Source organism: Pseudomonas sp. G1002 (assembly GCF_013385455.1).
Classification (GTDB): Bacteria; Pseudomonadota; Gammaproteobacteria; order Pseudomonadales; family Pseudomonadaceae; genus Aquipseudomonas.
The window spans coordinates 144,701-165,265 of sequence record NZ_JACAPY010000006.1; the positions used below are offsets into that span (position 1 = coordinate 144,701).

The 20,565-nt window shown below is 55.2% G+C and carries 10 protein-coding genes; 1 reads left to right on the top strand and 9 read right to left on the bottom strand.

The genetic code is table 11. The annotated features are described in order from the left end of the window. Window positions 1-20 precede the first annotated feature (20 nt). The 6 genes from HX801_RS03465 to HX801_RS03490 all read right to left on the bottom strand — a co-directional run bounded on the left by HX801_RS03465 (window position 21) and on the right by HX801_RS03490 (window position 12,908). Entirely contained in the window at window positions 21-2,864 is a 2,844-nt protein-coding gene (locus HX801_RS03465; RefSeq protein WP_177021581.1) for a helicase-related protein, read from the bottom strand. Then, a complete protein-coding gene (locus HX801_RS03470; RefSeq protein ID WP_177021582.1) occupies window positions 2,861-8,110 on the bottom strand; it encodes a DEAD/DEAH box helicase in 5,250 nt (1,749 codons plus the stop codon). The genes HX801_RS03465 and HX801_RS03470 overlap by 4 nt, the downstream gene beginning before the upstream one ends. A gap of 129 nt (window positions 8,111-8,239) precedes the next feature. Next, window positions 8,240-10,417 (bottom strand): TonB-dependent siderophore receptor, encoded by a 2,178-nt coding sequence (locus tag HX801_RS03475; RefSeq protein WP_177021583.1) that lies wholly within the window; start codon window positions 10,415-10,417, stop codon window positions 8,240-8,242. Between the two features lie 97 nt (window positions 10,418-10,514). Beyond that, a complete protein-coding gene (locus tag HX801_RS03480; protein WP_177021584.1) occupies window positions 10,515-10,928 on the bottom strand; it encodes a DUF2946 domain-containing protein in 414 nt (137 codons plus the stop codon). Beyond that, the gene (locus HX801_RS03485; RefSeq protein ID WP_177021585.1) at window positions 10,928-11,566 is read right to left on the bottom strand and encodes a putative natural product biosynthesis protein; all 639 of its coding nucleotides are present in this window, start codon (window positions 11,564-11,566) and stop codon (window positions 10,928-10,930) included. The genes HX801_RS03480 and HX801_RS03485 overlap by 1 nt, the downstream gene beginning before the upstream one ends. A 610-nt stretch (window positions 11,567-12,176) precedes the next feature. Beyond that, on the bottom strand, window positions 12,177-12,908 hold the full coding sequence (locus HX801_RS03490) for an SDR family NAD(P)-dependent oxidoreductase (protein WP_025110493.1): 732 nt from the start codon (window positions 12,906-12,908) through the stop codon (window positions 12,177-12,179). 758 nt (window positions 12,909-13,666) lie between these two features. Between HX801_RS03490 and HX801_RS03495 the strand changes: the two genes are divergently transcribed. Next, window positions 13,667-14,167 carry a GNAT family N-acetyltransferase gene (locus HX801_RS03495; protein WP_177021586.1) on the top strand — a complete coding sequence of 167 codons (501 nt, stop codon included), beginning with the start codon at window positions 13,667-13,669 and terminating at the stop codon, window positions 14,165-14,167. 307 nt (window positions 14,168-14,474) lie between these two features. Here HX801_RS03495 and HX801_RS03500 read toward each other — a convergent pair whose 3' ends face one another. The 3 genes from HX801_RS03500 to HX801_RS03510 all read right to left on the bottom strand — a co-directional run bounded on the left by HX801_RS03500 (window position 14,475) and on the right by HX801_RS03510 (window position 20,538). Next, window positions 14,475-15,986, bottom strand: a complete 1,512-nt coding sequence (locus tag HX801_RS03500) for an efflux transporter outer membrane subunit (protein WP_256344200.1) — start codon at window positions 15,984-15,986, stop codon at window positions 14,475-14,477. 14 nt (window positions 15,987-16,000) lie between these two features. Then, window positions 16,001-19,186 carry an efflux RND transporter permease subunit gene (locus HX801_RS03505; RefSeq protein WP_177021588.1) on the bottom strand — a complete coding sequence of 1,062 codons (3,186 nt, stop codon included), beginning with the start codon at window positions 19,184-19,186 and terminating at the stop codon, window positions 16,001-16,003. Window positions 19,187-19,362: 176 nt separating this feature from the next. Next, window positions 19,363-20,538: an efflux RND transporter periplasmic adaptor subunit gene (locus tag HX801_RS03510; protein WP_025110497.1), complete on the bottom strand. Its 1,176-nt coding sequence runs from the start codon at window positions 20,536-20,538 to the stop codon at window positions 19,363-19,365. Window positions 20,539-20,565 lie beyond the last annotated feature (27 nt).

Below are 20,565 nucleotides of genomic sequence, written 5' to 3' on the forward strand. Positions count from 1 at the left end.
CATTGCTGTCGTTTGATGCTTCAGACCAGTTGCGCGTCCGGCATCAGCACGTAAAGGCCGACCACATCGACCGGCAGTTGCGGATACACGTCATAGGTACCTTTGGCCTTGGCAGCATCACGCACACGACGATGATCCTTGAGCAGTTCATTGGCGCGCTGGCGGGCAATGTCGTCGAGCACCGGCTGCCAAGCCGACACCTGTTCCAACGCTTGTTCGACCTGACGCTGGCGCATCTCTGGGGCCATATTGCGGCTCACCGGCCGCTGCATCAGCGTCAGCACCTGGGCTGGCGTAATGACTTGCGGTGATTGTTGACCGCTAATAACGACGGCGATGGCCTCTTCGGCGAGCAGTTCGCGGCGTTGGCTCGCTCGAGTCATCGTCAGTTGGGTACGCAAACGAACCAGCAGCAAAGTGGTTCGCAGTGTCACCGCCTGGGTGAACCAGGCCCCGGAACGACTAGCTGCAGCGTCGCTGTCGCCTTTAAGTGCCTCCTCGGCGAGCTGATCGGCCAATCCGGCCACCAGCGGGTGGGTACGGTGGATGTGCTCGGCCACCCCAGCCGGCGGGTAGCTGAAGTCGATGTTACGCAAACTATCGATACCGGACTGAGCCAAACGGTCACGCAGTGACTCGGGTAATTCGACATAGGGCAGACGCATGATCTGCTTGTACTGACCCAGCGGCGCATTGAGCGCCTGGCAGGCGGCAGTAACGAAGCGGCGCACGTCAGCCTCGGTGCCCAATACTTCGGACATGCGGGTGAATTCCGGAATGACATCGTCTGGTTTGAGAGCACGCTGGGCGAAAATGGTTTGATTGCGGCGCGCCTTGTCTAGAGCATTCTGCCACTTGCTCTCAAGGTCATCCTCGATTGCCTGCTGGCTGTCGAAACCGAAATCCAAAGAGAGGTTGTACTTCATCTCTTCACGAGTGAGCAGTACGGTCTGCAAGATTGCCTGACTGATGCGGGTTTCGTCCTCGGGCATAGGCACAGAAATACCAAGCGCCTTACGAATGCTTTCTGCCTTACGTAGGATCACCTTCAATACTGCACCATCTACCGGGTTATCGGCACCGTAGAGCATTAGCGCACGCACCTTGCCAGAACGTTGGCCAAAGCGGTCGACGCGGCCCTCGCGCTGCTCATGCCTAGTCGGATTCCACGACAGGTCGTAGTGCACCACAGCATCAAATAGGTCCTGTAGGTTGATACCCTCGGACAGGCAGTCGGTGGCAATGAGAATGGCTGGCTTATCGATGTCGCGCAGAGCATGAATCTTATCTTCGCGCTCGCCCGGGCTGAGTTCGCCGGTGATGCTAAGCACTTCGTGATCCTTGAACAGTGGCTGCAGGGCATTCGCCACATAGTGGGCGGTAGCAATGTAGCGGCAGAAGACCACCGGTTTGAAGCCCTGTTTGACCAGCCCCCTGACCTCGACGATCAGTTGCTGGAGTTTTGGGTCTTTGTCATCGACAAGGCGACCTGCCTTTTCGATCAAGCTGCGCAGGCGCTCGGCATGTTGCTCCAACGCGGCCCCCGGCTCAATGTCGTCGGAGGACAGCCCACGATCGTTGGAGCCATCCAGCACGGTGTTGATGCCAATAGCCTCAATTTCCGCCAGTTGGGCAGCATCGTTACATCCACTACCTCCAGCAGCTCCTTTTAGTCGAGTCTGTAGTGCGCGCACGGCGGCTGCAGGTGAGGACGAGATACACCTCAGCAAAGCCAGAGCAGCCCACCAATTGAGGCGCTGATGCAGGGTACCCAGACCTTCCGCCTCACGAACCAACTCGCGAGCATAATCGAGCACTTCGCCGAATAGTGCGCCCCAGGAACCACTGAGCTGGTACGTCTTTTCTGCTGTTTCGCGTTGAGGAAAGCGCGTGCTGTCCTGCCATTCGCTGATATCGATCCGACGGCGCTGGACCAAGTGATCGCCAAGCTGTTTGTACAGCGGATGATCAACGCGGGAGATATCTTTCAAACCAACAAAAGCCTTGTTCAGCAGGCCGAGCAGATTGTAGTAGGCATCCTCGTTGCCACTGTGGGGGGTGGCGGTGAGCAGCAACAGGTGACGCTCGGGGTTGTCGGCCAAGGCGCGCAGCAGACGATAGCGTTGATGTTTACCGCGACCAATGCCTTCGGCACAGGTATGCGCTTCGTCGACGATCACCAGCTCTGGACACGCGTTCTGGAACTCGTCGCGGCGTCGGTCTGACTTAATGTAGTCAAGACTAACTACGGTGAAGGGGAATTCAGTGAAGATCGAAGTGTAGGTCTGCAGGCCTCGTTCTAGACGCTCGACTGTGCCCGTGGTGACCACCTCGGCGCGTATATTGAACTTGCGCTGTAGCTCCTCCTGCCATTGCTCGCAGAGGTGCGGCGGGCAAAGTACAGTGAAGCGCTGGATCTCGCCACGGTCGAGCATTTCCCGGGCGATTAGCCCGGCCTCAATTGTCTTACCGATACCTACATCGTCGGCGATCAGCAGGCGAATCACTTCCTGCTTGAGCGCCATTAGCAGCGGAACCAGTTGGTACGCGCGGGGCTCGACGTTAATGCGACCTAGCGCGCGGAACGGGCCTGCACCCGCACGCAGTTTAAGCAGCAAGGCATCACGCAGAAGCAGCGCCGAATTCTGCGTACCGCGCTGCGCCTGCGTAGCATCGGGCAACGGGAAGGTAGCCGGCTTAGGTGCTTCTCGTTCAAGCAGTGCGTGAATGACAATCACGTCGTCGTCTGAGCCGCCCAATGAGCGCAAATGCAAACGAGGGCCGTCGGACTCAGGCAGTACGATCCATTCACGGCCGCGGGCGCTGACGATGCTGCCGGGTTGAAACTCCTGAAAAGCGGTCATGCGCGGAAATCTCCAAAAATGTCCGGATAGCGGCGCACGACGTCGGGCCAGCTATGGGTATCACGGGTGAAGCGGATGACGGTAAAACCGTGGTCTACCAGCTTGCGGCTCAACTGCTCATCGAACGCGCGCTGACCCGGCTGCTCATGGTGTGGGCCATCGATATAGACCAGTGCCAGCGCTTCCCGATAAACAAAGTCGGGCCGGGTCTGCTGGGACTCCAGGTAATGCTGGGCAAGATCTGGCTTGCGCAACTGATGTTGCTCCATGAAATCCAGCCATGCCTGTTCCAGGCTGCTAGCGGACTGCTGACGCAGGTTGGCCATGTGGTCCTGCCCTTCGCCGTCGAGGTGACCGACTTCTAAGGTGGCGCTAGCCAGGGCACAGAGCAGGTCAGTGACTTCATTGAGCTTGCGATCCAGCAGTTTGTGGTCGGGCTGGTTGTAGTAGCTGAGTAGGCAGCGGTAACAGGCTGCGTCGCACTCCTCGCTTGCGTTCTCCAGAATGGAGACCGACCAACTGTCGTCCGGGCTCCGGTAGTGCATGATCTCCAGCGCCCGGCGTGCGACGCGCGGTAGTCCGGCCGGATCGGTAGCCAAGCGAGTGAGCACCCCGGCACCGCCTTCGGCCGATTCGTAGAACAGCATGCTGTTGCGCTCGTCGCGACCAGGCAACGGCTCGACCATCAACTCGCTTTCTTCAAGCTGGAACTCAGCCTCAATACCGCGTTTAAGGGCGTACTGCAGTGTGGCCATGCCACCTTCATCGAGTGGTATCGAAGGCTTTATCACCAGGACATTTCGACGATCCTCGACAAAGGGCGAGATACGCTGAGCCTGGATTCTATCGATCTCGGCGTTCTCGTTTTCCTCCTTGGGCGCCTGCTCGTCGTTGCTCCAGTAGCCGCTAACCGGATCAATCTTGAAGCCGTAGATCTCCGTATCCTTACGGCGGCGCCAGCCAAGATTCATGCGCCACACCGTGGCGGCCGGAGCATATTGCAGGTCGAGCAACGGAGCATCACCCTGCAGCATCAGGCTGCGGACTACTTTGGGCACGCCATTTTCTTCCTGATACTGCAGGGTGGTACGCACCTCGTAGCCCTGTCGCATGCGCTCTTCTTCATCACATGTGATACGGGTAACCCGTTGGGTGCTGACGTTCTCAATACGGAACAGGTTGTTGATGACCTTGCCGCCTGCCAGCGGTGCCTGGCACGACAGGCACTGTTCGTAGTGCCGCTGATTGCGGAAATGTCCATAGCCACAGACGGGACACAGCAGAGCCTCTTCGGTAACAATCCGAGCCTCGTTGGTGCCCTGATTGCGCACACCTAGAATCACTCGCTTGACCCGATACTGACTGCCTTCGTGGTAGATCAGGCTCAGCGGTCCAAACTCGGAGATAGCCAAAAAGCGCGGACGAGATAGCACGCTGTCACGGCCGACCCCACCCATACGGCCGGGTATGAATGCGGAGAGGGGAAGACGCGGGAAGTTGTAACCGGGCAGGAAGCCCTGACTGGCCAGGTAGCGGTAGGTCTCGAAATCCGAATGACCGCCCCCGCTGGTTTCCAGCAGCAGATTATGCTGAATCATCGCCTCGCGGTGACGACGCTCGGCAATCTTGCGCTCTTTCTCGGGCGCAGCCGGGTTGGTCATGATCGCGCTCGCCTCGTCGATCTGCCTGCGCGTGGAGGCATAGAGGTCACGCCAGCGTTGAAGAGCCATGTCGAAGCGTAGGAAGGTGGAACCAAGCTTGGCATCCAGCCATTGAGCAGCAGCCTCGTCAATAGGCTTGCCGCGGTCCAGCCAAATACCCTGCGCGCTTGTTAGCTCGTCACGCAGCATGCCCAGCAAACGAGTTCCGCGTCGACCTGCCCGCGCCAGCGCGTCCTTGTTGCCGAGTGCAACCACATAGTCGTCGAGCAGCGGCATCTCGCTGGGGCTTTCCATATCAAGCATGGTGTTAATGGTTGAGGGCAACTTGCAGCCAGTTTCCGCCAGCCAGGTGGCGAACAGGTGACTCTCCACCAAATCCTCATTAGCTAGGTCTAGAGTTGGCGGGCTGACCTCGCCATAGACCATGCGCCGAGGCTCCTGAAAGAAGTACTGGTCGTGCGGGCTGAGCGCAGCGCAGTAGGTGATGATCAACGCCGGTTGCCCGGAACGCCCTGCCCGGCCACTACGCTGGGCGTAGTTGGCCGGAGTCGGCGGCACATTACGCAGGTAGACAGTATTGAGTGAAGCGATGTCCACGCCAAGCTCCATGGTCGGCGAGCAGAACATGGCGCGCAAGTTGCCAGCACGAAAGCGTTCCTCACGCTCCTCCCGCAACTCTGCTGGGACCTGAGCCGTATGTTCACGAGCCTCTAGGGTGAACAAATCACGCTGCTGGCTCTCTAGCATGTCCGCGACACCGTTGTAGAGCCGCTGGAAATAGGGGTTACGGCTGACTGTCTGGTTGAGCAGATCGGGCTGTGGATCACTTTTACCCATACGCCAAAGCAGAGCCTCGCCTAGCACCTGATAACCGCGAATGCCCTTCTCGAGTTCGACGCCCTCGATCAGCCCATAGCTTTCGACGATATCCAGCAAATCCTGGATGAACTGGGCGTAGTTAGCCTCCTTGAGCGGCTCATAATGTCCACCCTGCCAGAACGAAGTAGTTTTAACCACCTGGCCAAAGCGGGTACGCAGACCAAGGGTCACCGTGTTCAGGTCCTTGCGAGGCTTGCTAAGCGTAGCGTAGCCGGCTTCGGTGAGGATCTCGTCCTCAGTAAAAGCCCATGGTTCCTTGAGATGCTGGCGGCTTTTGTTTTTCCACTCTTCGAGGTTGTAGCGATCGAGATAGCGAGTCTTGATACAGAGGTTGCGACGCATCACGTCCAACAGCATCTGCACCAGCTTCTGTCGCACGGTGGGACTGGCCAGCGCCAGCATCGGGTGCACCTGGCGCTCACCTGCAGCTCCTGGCCTTGAGGTTTTCTGCCAGCGACCATCGTCGCAACAAAGCGTCGGTAGATCCTCGTACTCGATGCGTAATAGGTCGAGCTGTTCGAGGTTGGGATTGTTGAAACGCCAGCCGCGTCGCAGATCGAAATACAGCCGGTAACCGAGAATGTTCCGCATGGTCTCCTCGGCATCGCGGCGCAGGCGCGGCGCAACGTTGCCAGGGTTTTGCAGGTATTCGCCGCGGATCAACGGATCATCGATTGCGAAGCCGAGGGCCTGGAAAACCTGCTGGGTGATCTGGCTGTCGCTGAGCGGATCGTCGCCACGCTGGCGCACACAACTAAACAACGCGCTACGCATCAGCAGGATCTGCATGAAGTCATTGAAGTGACCGGCCTGCAAAGAAGCGTCCTGGCGGTTGTCAGTGAAGCCCAGCAGCTTACGAGCATCAGCGGCCAGTTCGCTGTCCGCACCCAGCATGTAGCGCAGAGCGGAAATGCTCAGAATAGTGGTGGCTGAGCTGCGGCCTTCACCAGACAGCCCGGACAGCCGCGTCCAGTCTCGACCACGTGACTGGTTGGCCCCGCAGCACAAACAGAAGCGGAAGCTGCCTGGGATGAACCAGCAACGCACGCCCTGCATGGTTATCTGGCCATTGCTGGCGGCAAAGATCTCCTGTGGCTGGTATTTGCGGTAGGAAGATTTGATGCGAGGTTCTTTACCTGTCAGCTCCACCCAGCTTTCTGGATAACTCTCTAGGTTTTCACCATCCCAAGTGCGCTGAGGATCGATCATCAGAAAGCCGTGATGCACATCCTCATCGTCGTGGCTAGTTTCCTTGATGCTGCGCGGTGCAAATGAGCGGTTGCCGTTCTCCACTTCATCCCAAACAGGATAGTACTCCTGGCCACAATTGCGGCAGAAATGCACACTGTAAAAACGCCGTTCGCGCTCACCGGCAACAGTAAGCTGCCCGGATAAATCCAGCTTGCGTGTGCTTGGCGCCTCCAAAGTGGCATACAGATTAGCGGCACCGGAGACGAACTGGTGCAAGCGGAAGGCAAACAGGGGTTTGCCACTGACGTCTTTACACTGGTAAGCCGTAAGAAGGAACTCAGACAAGTAGACTGCGCAACGCTCGGCCGACTCTCCGCTCGAATCGGCAAGCCGATGGGAAGCCTCCTCAATGCTAAGCGGTTTTGCGCGAACCCAACGGCCTTCGGTATGCGAGAGGCCGAGTGTCAGCTCGACCCAGGCGGAAATTGGGTGCTCACGCAAGCTCTTGAAGGAGGGGGTCTGCGGCACGCTGGCATTGATGGCGCCGGCCAGCACATCCGCAGCGGGGATCTCCAGTGCTGGCGTCACCCGCTGCAGAGTTTCAGTGATGATGTTTTCCGGTTTGACCTTCGCACCAAAGATCTTCCCGGCAACTTCAGCTACAACCTTGTTGCGTTCAGCGAGAGTGCCTTTTGTGGACATGGTGGCTGATGTGCCAACGCACAAGAGACCACTATTTAGGCGTTCGCGCACCCTTCGCACCAGCATAGCAACGTCTGCCCCCTGACGGCCGCGATATGTGTGGAGTTCGTCCAGTACCAAAAATTGCAGTCCCTCTGCCGCCTGTATAAAAGCACGATCTTGCTCGCTCTGCCGGGTCATCAGCAGTTCGAGCATCATAAAGTTTGTGAGGATGATGTCTGGCGGATTGATGCGCATTCGATCGCGCTCATCGGCCTTTTCTTGTCCGGTGTAGCGGCCGTAGGTTACCGGACGCGGCTCAGCGCCATAGCTGGCTAAAAACTTTTCCAGCTCCTCACACTGGCTGTTCGCCAATGCGTTCATCGGATAAATGATGATCGCCTTGATGCCCGCTTTGGCGCCCTGCTCCTTGCCCTTGAGGATCGCATCAAAGATCGGAATAAAGTAGCTGAGCGACTTACCGGAGCCCGTGCCAGTAGTCAGAACATAGCTCTCACCTGCTTGGCAGCGAGAAATCGCCTCCTGCTGGTGCTTGTGCAAGCTCGCCGGCACGCCTGGTTTTCCGCCTTCCTTGCCAAAGCGGAAAATATGCGCACACTCCGGATGTAGTGTCCGGTTGGCAACGAGTTGCTCTATATTCTGCCCGGCGACAAAAAAGGGATTTACCTGAATCAATGGCGATGGCCAGTAACGCCCAGTGCTGTACTCAGCTTCCAAATACGCCCGGATATCCTCAGCTCTCGGATTGGTGAAGCTGCGAGCAAACTGCTCGTAATCTCGAATAACCTGATTGCGAAAGCTAAATGCATCCACCTTGATGCGCTCCTTGGGCTCGAAAACTACTGGGACACCGGCCCCGCGTCATATCAAAACAGCATCTTACTTCATAAGTGTCTCAGGCGGGCTGATGGTCTTGATTGGATATCGATCATGATGGTGTCTTTAGAAGCGGGTCGTCAGAGTCAGGTAAGCTGAACGTGGTTGAGTGGGTAGTACCACTGGGGAGCCCATATATTGAAAGGTCTCAAAGACTTTGCGACCTGTCAGGTTTACCGCCGAAACCGAGATCGTGTAGCGGTCGAAATCGTAGGAAGTCTGCGCATCCAGCAGTGCGTAGCCTGGTACAGATACCGTATTAGGCAAAGTTAACTCGCGGGCGCTGAGTGCCGTAATACCGACGCCGAAGCCCAGTCCCTTAGCGGTGCCATCAAGTATCCGATAGCGGGCTGCGAGGCGACCGCTGTGCCGCGGTACGCGAGGCAGTCCATCACCGACCGGAATCGAGTTGTCCTCTGTGATTTCTGCCTGGGTGTAGGCGTAGTTACCCAGCAATGAAAAAGCGGGGGTCGGTTCCCAAACCAGATCCGCTTCTACCCCGCGAGCGCGTTGTTCGCCGCTCTGCACCGAATAACCCAGAATCGCGTGGGTAGGGTCAGGATCAGGGGTGGACACATTACGGCGCGTCTGCTCGAACATTGCGAGAGTGCCTGAAATACCGAGATCGCTGAACGCCAGTTTGACGCCCGCCTCATAATTGCGAGACAGCTCAGGCTTGGGTGTCTCGTTACCAGTGAAGTTGAACGCTCCCCTGAAGCCAGTGGAATACGACGCGTAGAGCGCAAGACTTTCGGTCAGGTCATAGGTGATGCCAAACCGTGGTGTCAAACGATGATATGAAGTATTTACACCTTGCTCTTGTTGGTCGATGTCGAGCTGGGTCAATCGCAACGACCCCAACAAGTGCAAACGGCCATAGGTCGCTTGATCCTGAACGTATAAAGCCTTCGTCTCGTAACGGTTGGTTTGGGACACGATTGTTTCGGGCGTCGCGCCGTAGGAAATCCCATATCCCGGATTGGCAAGGTCAAGCTCGCCGATGAGTTCAATGTCGGACATCCCCGAGCTGAAGTGAGTGTTGTCGTAACTGATACCAACCAGCAACTCATGATCTCCACCCAGCGATTCGACTCGGGAACCTAGGTTGGTATCCAGCGTGCTTTCCCGGATGTTCGTGGGCAGGTAAAGCTTGAATATCGGGTAAACCGTGGGTGTCGTAGGATTCGGTCCTAGAAGGTTCGGAAATACAAGGCCGCCATAGTCACGAACTTTGCCCTCGTAATACTGAGCGGTGACGGTCAGTCGTGTGTCGTCGTTAAGCTCATGTGTGAGTTCGGCAGTGGTTGTTCGATTCTCGATAGTGGTGTGAGGTTGTCCACTGGTCGCTCCTGGGAAAGCGTTGCGATCAATCTGCCCACTCAATGCTTGGGCGGCTGGCAGGCCGGAATATTCGAGCTGGCTGCGATTCTCGTATTGGCCTCGCAGTAACAGCTCAGTCTCTGGCGATAGCTGGAACGCGATACTTGGTTGTATCGACCACTGATGGCCGTTGACGTGGTCAATCCAGCTGTCATTTTCTTGATAGTCAGCGGCGATCCGTGCGGCGACCTTGTCGCCGATGGGTGTGTTGAGATCCAGCGAAGGATTCTCTGTGCCGAAGCTACCGGTGCGCATCGACAACAGTGCACTTGGCTCGGTCTCGGGTCGTTTAGAAACTACGTTGATCAAACCACCCAGCGGTGCGCCGATACCGCCGCCGTACAACGCTGATGTAGGGCCTTTGAGCACCTCAATGCGCTCGGTGCCGATGAGGCTGGTCGGGTCGATGCTCGCTGCCGTGCCGCCAAATGCAGGCAGCCCGTTCATGTAAATTTCCGCCGGAAAACCGCGCACGATTGGCTGAGCGAACAGTGCCTCTTGCGGCTTGGTTGCTCTTACCCCTGAGACGTTAACCAGCGCGTCAGCAAGCGAATGACTGCCCTGCTCCTTGAGCATCGTTTGCGTTACAACTTGAACGGATTGCGGGACTTCGACCAGGGGCGTGTCGGTGCGAGTGGCCGACGCAGAAGAGGGTGCGCTGTAGCCTTCACGCGCCCCAGAAACGTTTATGGTTTCCAACGTCCAAATCTGTGATTGATCGGATGTTGGGGGTACATCCACGGCACCGTCTTGTGGGTGCGCAATGACCGGTAATGCTAGCCCCAGAAACACGCAAAAGGCATGGCGCCAACGCAGACGCGATGGATCAATGTAGAACAGCGGCCCGTTCTTGTCCGAGTACATGGGATCTTCCGATAAAAGTCATTTGAAGCAGAACGCGCAGAGGGATTCGGCGTCGGCGGACTCAAAAGCCGGTCGATGCAGAGTCGGCAATGCGCGTTCAGCCAAAAGTGGGTATGACGTTCAACGATCGAATCGGTGGCGCTCGGCTTCTTGCACCGAGGAATATCGGTGGCGCTGCTTGCTGGGGAATTAAGTGAGTAGAAAAAAGCTGTGACGGTGGAACATTAAGTTGAAAACTGGACAGGTTTGACTCGGCGAGAGCGGGATGCTGGAACAGAAGAGAGCAATATCCGCATTTTTCCCACACGACCAGATCATGGGTCTTGCCGGCAGAAGCATGGTGAGACTTCTGGCTCGTGCCAAGCATGTCGTGGCACTCCATGCCAGCCATGCTCATTGGTTGACTTTTGCCATGGGAAAGGCTGATCCCCTGACTGATCAGGGGGCCGGCGAAAATCATCAGTATGGCGAACAGGCTCAGCCATGCTCCGATAATGTGACGCTTACGCATTAGCAGGGCTTCTGCTCATCACGCGCAGCCTTCGATACCTGTGTCTGCCGCTCGTATTCGGGGATGGGCAACCAGCGTCGAAACCCGGCACCCCCTTTCCCCGTCAGAGGACACCAGGAAAAATCCCAGGGTGCCGGTGGGAAATCCTCTTTTTCAGGGTCAACACCCGCGATAGAACGAGGCGCTACTTTCCAGTCAAACACCCTCATCGGCGAGCCTTGCCAAGCCAATATCAGTCCTCGTGCTTGGCTATCGTCAGTATTTATCCACCGGGCCGCTGCCGCAGTCATGAAGGCATCTATGTGTTCTTCGTAGATGTGCGCCCGATAGGTCGACGTGAGTAACCAACGGCAGACACTCAGGTAGTAAGTCCAATTCAGCGACGGATGATTGCGGTACGCCCAGGTCATAAAACTGCGAAATATGTTCAAGCCGTCTGGTGGATCTAGCTTGAGCAGCCCCGGACACACATCGAACAACGTATGCCAATAAGGCAGCAATCTGGCATCCAGTTGAACAAAGCTGCGTGCGTTGCAGGGATAGTCTGGAAACGGCAATAGGAAGTCGCCACGACTGTTTATGCGCGACGTTTTGCTAACCAGCCGCGAAACGCCTGAAGGAATAACTACAGAGCGCATAGCAGCCTCCATGCCATCGTCGCTTGCGATTTATTGAATGCAGGAAAACTGAAAGTCAGACCTTCGGGAGCACTGGAACTGCAACCGGAGTGATTAATAACGCGAGACATACTGCCTTCTCTACAAGACGATTGGAGGGCGTTCAACGGCAGTCGCTGCAGCGACGACCTAGCGTAAACGGACGACAAAAAACGAGCGGTGGCAGATAAATCGAGCCAGCCCCCTTGGAAGCGTTAACTGAGGGAAAGCTCGAGGATGGGCTGAGGATCAGGAGTATCCAGAGGGTTGCCTTGCAGTGCATCTCGCGACTAGAGCGCGGCTTTTGTCCAATTCGTAGTAGCGAGGTCAGGCAGAAAAGTAAGGCGATGCTCAACTTCGCCACAGGACAGAATAGGCAGCAAAGACTACCGGCCCAACCACGGGTTGAACGGTCAGTGAAGTCCATGCTCTGTGCCGGATTATGGCTGCCCGATGCAGAGCAAACTGACCGCCACCAACAAGTTCGAGCCCTATCATCTGCCATGCCCTAAGCCGAATCACCAAGTGGAAAACTGCTGCTACAGGACCTTTTCTCACTATGGCTTAACACTCTCAGATCCGGCCATTAACGTTAGACATGCTGGCCACCGTTAACGTGAATCTCTGCGCCGTTTACATAAGAAGCGCCACCGGTGCAAAGGAAGTAGACGAGCGAGGCAACTTCTTCAGGTTTGCCCAGCCGGTTCATCGGCACTAGCCGTTCAACGATTTCCGCAGTGCCTGCGGACAGTATTGAGGTTTCGATTTCTCCAGGTGCGATAGCGTTGACCCTTACGCCATGTCGGCCAAAATCAAAGGCCATTTCCCGAGTCAGGGCGGAGAGCGCAGCTTTGGATGTGGAATAAGCGACACCTGCGAACGGGTGCACCTTGGATCCTGCAATAGAGGTAACGTTGATGATGCTGCCTTTTGCAGCTTTCAATTCATCAAACAGCCCCCGCGCAAGGAGGGCCGTAGAAAACAGATTGACATTGAAGACCTTGATCCAGGTTGCATAGTCGGACTCCAGAACACCAAGTCGTGTCCCCTCAGGTCCCTTAGGCGAAACTCCTGCATTGTTTACCAATGCATCCAAGCGTCCGCCCAATTTTTCCCTGATGGCCGCCAGGCTGTCACTGACGCTATCAATATCTTCGAGATCAAGATGAATGTGGTTGAGTAAGCCCTCGGCCCATGGGCATTCAGCGACCCAGTCCTGGCGAGAGGCGGTGAAAATCCTCCACCCAGCGGCTTGAAAGTGTTTGACGGTGGCATGGCCTATGCCACGACTGGCACCGGTCAATAACAATGTCTTTTCGCTCATACATGCATTTACCTGTTAGAAAGTTTCGCTTTGTTTTTTAGCGGTCTAGGTCAAAAAAATCGCGATCTTCAATGTGCTACTTTTGGGCAGGGCGTCATGAGTGGCCATGACTCTCATAGCCGCTTTTGTTCGCTGCAAACATCGGGTCATTCGCTGGGATCCCAAGCCCTTTTTGGCCATTTCTCGTTTCCTTGCATTGAAGCGCCTGAACGGTGATGAGCGTGCTTCTCCTGGATGAGGATGAGTCAATCTTGCCGTTCGAACGTTCGACTCTACGTCTGACTACAGGAGGCGGAAACGACATTTTTCCCTCATTACCGGTCACAGGATGGTCCACTTACGGCGGCACCAAACTGCAGGCTTCTTCCGTCAAGAATCGCTGCTTCGGGGAGCTGGGGCCCTAGCCCAGAATCGTAAGTTCGCGAAGGGTCCAAGACCGGTCCCGGCTGGCTGCGGTTTGTTAGGCACTGCACTCGATTGGCGGCTTGTACGAAGTTGAGCTACTCGCCCGGGATATGAGCGATGAGGATCGGTGGCGCATATCTGCTTAGTAATGCAACGTGACTTCGGCGGACGCATACGAACTGACCTCACAGCTCTGTTGTAGTCCGGCCGAGGCTCCTTGTTTGATCATTATTCGTGCTCATGGACTCTCGACAGGCTTGCATTCTATAGGCTCATTTCGTAACACTTGATTTGCGTAGCTGCCTCCTCAGTCGTCGGTACGCGCTAATATCTACCAATCCAAGGAGCGATGAATGCGTGTGCGTCCAGCGATAATGGGTGACTCTGAGGGCATGAGTAGAATCGCAAAGGCTACCTTTTCACTGGCGTGCCCAGCAGATACTCCAGCAGAAGAATTGGAGCGCTACATCAGCGAAAATCTGACCGCGCGTTGTTTTCAGATCGCGCTGGATACGTCAAGCCAGGAGGTGCGAGTGTTGGAGAAAGCCGGAGATATTGTGGGTTTCAGTTTGGTCGACTACAAACCAGATCGATTAAACATCCCACTGGCGGATGGCATCCCTGAGTTGAAGCGATGCTATGTCGATTCAAAACACCATGGAACCGGTGCCGCACAGTTCCTCTTAACTGCAACGCTTGTTGGTATTTCAGATCGTATCCGGCTCACGGTGAATGATCAGAATGCCCGCGCAATAAGCTTCTACCAACGTAATGGATTTTTGACAGTAGGAGAAACCAGTTTTCAATGCGGCGATGATGTCCACCGAGACTTGGTGATGGTACGTAAACTGTAGGGTTGCGATTTTTGCGTAAGCGTTCCGGGAAAACAGAATGCGAGACTCCTGCATTCTGGCGATCGGTGCCAAGTAACTAGGTCAGGTCGCCGGACGCTCACAATGAAGGTCAAATCGAATGCAAACGCGTAGTCAACTGGAGTGCAACCTTGCGACAGGTAGGCACCCGTCTAATTAGGCAAGTGTTGAGCGGACGCTTACTACGGTTTGGCTCTGGCCGGGAAATTTCCGTTGGGTTTGAAGCATAAAAAGCGGGTCAAGTTGACCCGCTTTTTATGAGCAATTCAAAGCCGTTCAGGCTGCGTGATCACCGCTTACGCCCATTGGAGGCAATGTTAGCGTCGGCTCGGTCCCACCCCCCACCTAAGGCTCTAATCAGGCTCACCGTTGCAATGGCCTGAGTGCCCGTCAGACGGCTCAGTTGCAGTTCGGTTTGTAAGACCTGGCGCTGAGCATCGATAACTTCCAAATAGCTAATTTGCCCCTCTTCATACTGAGTTTTAGAAAGTCGCTCTGTCCGTCTTGATGCTGCAACAGCTTCGCTTTGATTACCTTTCTGATCATCGAGCAACCTCAGATCTGCAAGGTTGTCTTCTACCTCTCTAAAGGCCACCAATACTTGCTCCCGATACTTCGCAACCTGCTCGTCGTATCGAGCCCTTGCAGAGGCGAGATCTGCTTTCCTCCGACCACCATCAAATATCGGTAACGTCAGCGCCGTTCCCGCAAGGGGGCCTAGTAGAAAAGACCGAGTCGACCAGTCGAACAAATTCCCCAGCGATGACGACTCGAAGCCGGCGGCGGCATTTATGTTAAGCCGCGGGAAAAATGCTGATTTCGCCAATCCGATTTGTGCGTTAGCCGCGGCCATAGCTCTCTCGGCGGCAGCAATATCTGGACGGCGCTCCAGTAGGGCTGATGGTAACCCGATAGGCACCTGGGTCGCGATGGGCTCTATAGGTGAGTCAGGGAAGTCGAAGTCGGCAGGAGACTTACCCAACAACACTGCAAGACTATGTTCTGACGTCGCACGCAACCGTGCGATCCCTACCGAGTCCGCCTTCGCGGTCGATAGTTCGTTGCGCGCTCGCCAGAGGTCAAGTTCGCTTATGTCGCCCTCTTTGAATCGCCCCTCTACTAATTTCAGGGTGTTTTCACGCAGGGTGACCGTGCGACGAAATAGTCGAAGTTGGTTGTCGTACTCACGCAGCTCGAAATAATTTTTAGCCACGTCAGCTTGGAGGGCTAACAGCACAGAACGATACAGCGCCTCGTTCTGTGCTTGATTAGCGAGCGCGGTGTTCACTTGTGAATCCACCTTCCCGAACAGGTCTACCTCGTAAGAGGCTGTCGCCTGCGCCCGCCAGAGAGTCTGCGTGGACCCACTCGCATCGTCAGACAACAATTGTGAGGCAGGAGACAGGCGTTCACGCGTAGGACCAAATCCCGCATCTAGGGACGGGAACCATCCCGCTCGGGCTGATCGTGTCAAGGCTCTCGATTGCTGGACTCGTGCGGCAGCCGCCTTCAGATTCTGATTAGCCTCTGCGGCTTGCCGCTCCAGGTCGCTTAGCACCGGATCGCCAAAGACTAGCCACCATTCCCCACGATGCTCAGCATCGGCCGGCTCAGCGTTTTTCCAGGCGCTATCTTTGGACAATGATGCTTGCTTCTGTTCAGCCGAAGCTTCCTTGAACGCCTGTGGAGTCGGGACGTCGGGGCGGTTGTATGTCGGCTCCACAGAGCATGCTGATAGAAGCGATAGCAGCGCTGAGGAAGTTAGCAGTCCAAAAATAGACTTTTTGGGTAATTGGATCATTCGTTTGGCTCCGATCATGAGTCCAATGCTTCCGTTGTCAGGTGAGGCGCGTCTTTTTGAGCCACGTGTACTTTGCCACCTGCCAGCGTACGCAGGACCACGTAGAAGACAGGTGTTAGTGCGAGACCGAACAGGGTCACGCCCAACATGCCGAAAAAAACCGAGATCCCCATGGCTTGGCGCATTTCTGAGCCCGCCCCAGTGGAAAACACGAGTGGAACAACGCCCATGATGAAGGCGATCGAAGTCATGAGAATCGGCCGGAGACGCAAGCGGCTCGCTTCAATGGCAGCCTTCAGCGGTGTGTACCCGTCGTGCTCTAGTTCTCTGGCGAACTCGACTATCAAGATGGCGTTTTTGGAAGCCAATGCGACCAATACCATCAACCCGATCTGGGTAAAGATGTTGTTGTCTCCCTGCGTGAACCACACCCCCGTGAGTGCGCACAAGATGCTCATGGGAACGATCAGGATTACCGCCAAAGGGAGGGTCAAGCTTTCGTACAGTGCGGCCAGTACGAGGAATACGAGCAGGACGCTGACAGGGAAGACCCACATACCGGCATTACCTGCCAAAACCTTTTGGTAAGTCAGCTCAGTCCACTCGAATTTTACGCCTTGAGGCAACACCTCGGCTGCAATGCGCTCCGCTGCTGCTTGGGCCTGGCCAGACGAATAGCCCGGCGCTGGGCCGCCGTTAATATCCGCTGCGGTGTAGCCGTTATACCGAACCACCATGTCCGGACCGTAGGTTGGGGTGATACGAACCAGAGACGATAGGGGCACCATTTCTCCACGGTCGTTTCTGGTTTTCAGCTGAAGGATGTCATCTGCTCGCTGACGAAACGGTGCGTCGGCCTGCACTCGTACCTGATATACACGGCCAAAACTGTTGAAGTCATTCACATACAAGGAGCCAAGGTATACCTGCATGGTCTTGAATACATCGGTAACGGACACGCCCAGCTGTTTGGCTTTCACACGGTCTAGCTCGACGTTTAGCTGCGGGAAGTTGATCTGATAGTTTGTCAGTGACCCACCAAGCTCCGGGGTCACTGCAGCCTTGGCCATGAATGCTTGAGCGGCCTTGTTAAGCTCCTCATACCCGAGGCTACCTTGGTCTTCCAGCTGCATTTTGAAACCACCCAGTGTGCCAAGCCCGAGTATTGGAGGCGGTGGAAAGGCTGCGACATAGGCTCCTTTGATACTGGCGAACTTTTGGTTAAGGGATGCGACGATGGCCGCGGCGGACTCATCTTTCGATGTACGTTCGCTGAGAGGCTTGAGGGGGACAAAGACAATCCCTGCGCTAGAACTGTTCATGAATCCGTTAACGGACATGCCAGGGAAGCCGACTGCGTGAGCTGCGCCCGGCTGCTTCATGACTATTTCGCTCATCTGGCGAATCACTTCTTCCGTACGGTCAAGAGAAGCGCCATTGGGAAGCTGGGCGATAGTGACCAAGTACTCCTTGTCCTGCATGGGAATGAACCCAGCAGGCACAACGTTCCCCATAACCGCCGTGAGTCCCAGAAGAACCACATAAACAACCAGCATGCTGCCCTTGCGCTTAAGGACGCCTGTTACGCCTTTCGAGTATTGCTCCGAGCCACGATTAAAAACCTTGTTGAATGCTCGAAAAAAACCGCCCAGTAGCTTATTCATCACCCGCGTCAAGGCGTCTTGCTTAGCGTCGTGGCTACGCAAAAGTAGTGCGCTGAGGGCTGGAGAGAGCGTGAGTGAGTTGAAAGCAGAGATCACCGTAGAGATCGCAATGGTCATTGCAAACTGCTTGTAGAACTGGCCCGTGAGACCGCTCATAAATGCCAACGGTACAAATACAGCAACCAACGTGAGTGCGATAGCAATGATGGGGCCGCTGACCTCTTGCATGGCTTTATACGTGGCGTCCCTCGGGGTCAGACCGCTGGCTATGTTCCTCTCCACGTTTTCAACCACAACGATGGCATCGTCAACGACGATACCAATGGCTAACACCATTCCGAAAAGCGACAGGGCATTGATCGAGAAGCCGAAGGCCAGCAAGAGCGCAAAGGTACCGATGATGGACACCGGTACAGCGATCAAAGGAATGATCGCTGTACGCCATGATTGGAGGAACACAATGACGACCACGACCACCAGTGCGATGGCTTCGAGCAGTGTTTCTATAACCGCCTGAATGCTCGACTTCACGAAGCGAGTGGGGTCGTAGATAAGCCTGTAATCCAGGCCGGGAGGGAAATCAGCGCTGAGATCTTTGAGTGCAGCGCGGATTTGATCAGAGATCTCCAGCGCGTTAGCGCCAGGCAATTGGTAGATGGCGAGGGAGACGGCGGGTTTGTTGTCCAGCAGCGCACGCAATCCGTATTCAGCCGCAGAGAGTCCGACTCGGGCGACATCCCGCAGATAAGTAACTGCGCCATTGGGGCTAGTTTTGAGAATGATGTCGCGGAACTCGTCGACGGTCTTCAAGCGACCCTGGGCATTGATTGTCAGCTGTACCGCAGTACCCGGCGAAGAAGGCGCAGCACCAACGGCACCCGCAGCAACCTGAATATTCTGTTCTTGAATGGAAGTGACAATCTCCGAGGCGGTGAGATTACGCTGTGCCACCTTTTGCGGATCAAGCCACACACGCATTGCGTAGTCACCTGCCCCCCACATATCGACACGGCCAACGCCAGGTATCCGCTCAAAGCGCGTTTTGACGTTCCGTAGGCCGTAGTTTCTCAAATACGTTGTGTCGTACCGATCATTCGGCGACACAAGGTGCAGAAAAAGAACTAATGAAGAAGAGCTTTTGAGCGTAGTAACACCCAATCGTTGTACATCTTCGGGCAATCGTGGCAATGCTTGATTGACTCGGTTCTGTACCAACTGGGTAGCCAAGTCCGGGTCAGTTCCTAATGCGAAAGTGACAGTGATGGTCAGGTTACCGTCACTGTTCGCTTGGGACTGCATGTACAGCATATTCTCAACGCCGTTAATTTTTTCCTCAAGCGGCGCAGCAACTGTCTCGGCAATGACTTTTGGGTTCGCTCCAGGATACTGTGCGCTGATTGTGACCGAGGGCGGAACGACCTCTGGGTACTCAGAAATCGGCAATTTAAATATTGCTATCAACCCTGCAAGCAGGATCACCACGGATAGTACGCCCGCAAAGATCGGACGATCAATGAAGAACTTTGATATGTTCATTAATGACTCTTTAAGTGAGGCGGCTACTTGCTCTCAGCGCTGCTTGAAGGTTAAAAAAGACAACAGGACGCTTAAGGATGCACTCTGTTTTACAATCAATGCACGGATCAATAAATCCTAAGTGCCTGAGGGACACTCATTATTTACTGGTGAATTTTAGTTAGTGCTGTCGTGGGTCAGTGAGCGTTTCTAGCCTGAGCGTCATTTTGGGGAATTATCTTTCCTAGAACCTGCTCCCCTGGACGGACTCGCTGAATACCGCCTACCACCACCCGTTCGCCCTCTTCGAGTCCGGACGTGATAATGCGATAATTGCCTTGTAGATTTCCCAGCGCTACCGGGCGATAAACAATATGGTCATCTTTTCCCACGACCAAGACAAATCGCTTGTCTTGATCGGTGCCAATTGCCGCATCATCAATAAGAAGGGCCGCGTATGGTTCACTGCCGCCCACTTTTACACGCGCATATAGCCCCGGGACCATGGTGCCATCAGCGTTGTCAAACCGTGCACGCATGCGGATAGTGCCTGAGGTAGTGTCGAGTTCATTGTCTACGGATTGGATGACTCCCCGGCGCGAATACCCTGTCTCATCTGCAAGTCCTAGATCAACCGGAACAGTAGCCTTATTGCCGAGTCTGTTGATGTACTTAAGATAAGTCTGCTCATCAGCGTTGAACTCTGCGTAAATGGGGCTAACAGAGACAAGCATCGTTAAAGGTGCCGCGCCTGCCCCGGCGTTTACGATGTTTCCAAGTGTTATTTCTGCCCGCGATACTCGACCAGAAATTGGAGCTGTAATCTGGGTATGGCCGAGATCAATTTTAGCTGCATCCAGCGCCGCTTCAGCAGTCTTAAGATTGGCACTGGCCTCCAATGCCGCGTTGTTTTTTTCATCGTAGTCACGTTTCGCTATTGCATTTTCGGCAATCAGGCGCTGTGCCCTCTCCCAGTCGCTTTTCGTGTACGCGGCGCGAGCCTGAGCTGCTGCAACCTGCCCCTTAGCTCGTTCGACTTGTGCTTGGTAAGGTCTTGGGTCGATGACGAACAGAGTGTCCCCTTTTTTTACCAATTGGCCATCATGTATGTTGACGTCCGTTATGGTTCCTGCAACCAGCGGCCTAACCTCAACTTTCTCCACCGCTGCTAATCGGCCAGAGTAAGTTTGCCAGTCGGTAACCGTTTCTTTTTTAACGACCACGACATCTACCTCTTGGACTGGGGGCGGGCCGTCCTGTGCTATAGCTTTCTCTGAGTTATCCACCACGCCAAAGGCAACGACTCCAAAAATAATAAGTATACCTGCGGAATAAAGTGCCAGCCTAGTGCGGGGTTTGGAATTAGCGCTCATCATGACTCCAAGATTAATTCTGTTCTA

Coding starts and splice junctions, on each gene's coding strand:
- HX801_RS03505 (WP_177021588.1), bottom strand. CDS start 19,186: ATGAACATATCAAAGTTCTTCATTGATCGTCCGATCTTTGCGGGCGTA.
- HX801_RS03500 (WP_256344200.1), bottom strand. CDS start 15,986: ATGATCCAATTACCCAAAAAGTCTATTTTTGGACTGCTAACTTCCTCA.
- HX801_RS03510 (WP_025110497.1), bottom strand. CDS start 20,538: ATGAGCGCTAATTCCAAACCCCGCACTAGGCTGGCACTTTATTCCGCA.
- HX801_RS03495 (WP_177021586.1), top strand. CDS start 13,667: ATGCGTGTGCGTCCAGCGATAATGGGTGACTCTGAGGGCATGAGTAGA.
- HX801_RS03480 (WP_177021584.1), bottom strand. CDS start 10,928: ATGCGTAAGCGTCACATTATCGGAGCATGGCTGAGCCTGTTCGCCATA.
- HX801_RS03465 (WP_177021581.1), bottom strand. CDS start 2,864: ATGACCGCTTTTCAGGAGTTTCAACCCGGCAGCATCGTCAGCGCCCGC.
- HX801_RS03475 (WP_177021583.1), bottom strand. CDS start 10,417: ATGTACTCGGACAAGAACGGGCCGCTGTTCTACATTGATCCATCGCGT.
- HX801_RS03485 (WP_177021585.1), bottom strand. CDS start 11,566: ATGCGCTCTGTAGTTATTCCTTCAGGCGTTTCGCGGCTGGTTAGCAAA.
- HX801_RS03490 (WP_025110493.1), bottom strand. CDS start 12,908: ATGAGCGAAAAGACATTGTTATTGACCGGTGCCAGTCGTGGCATAGGC.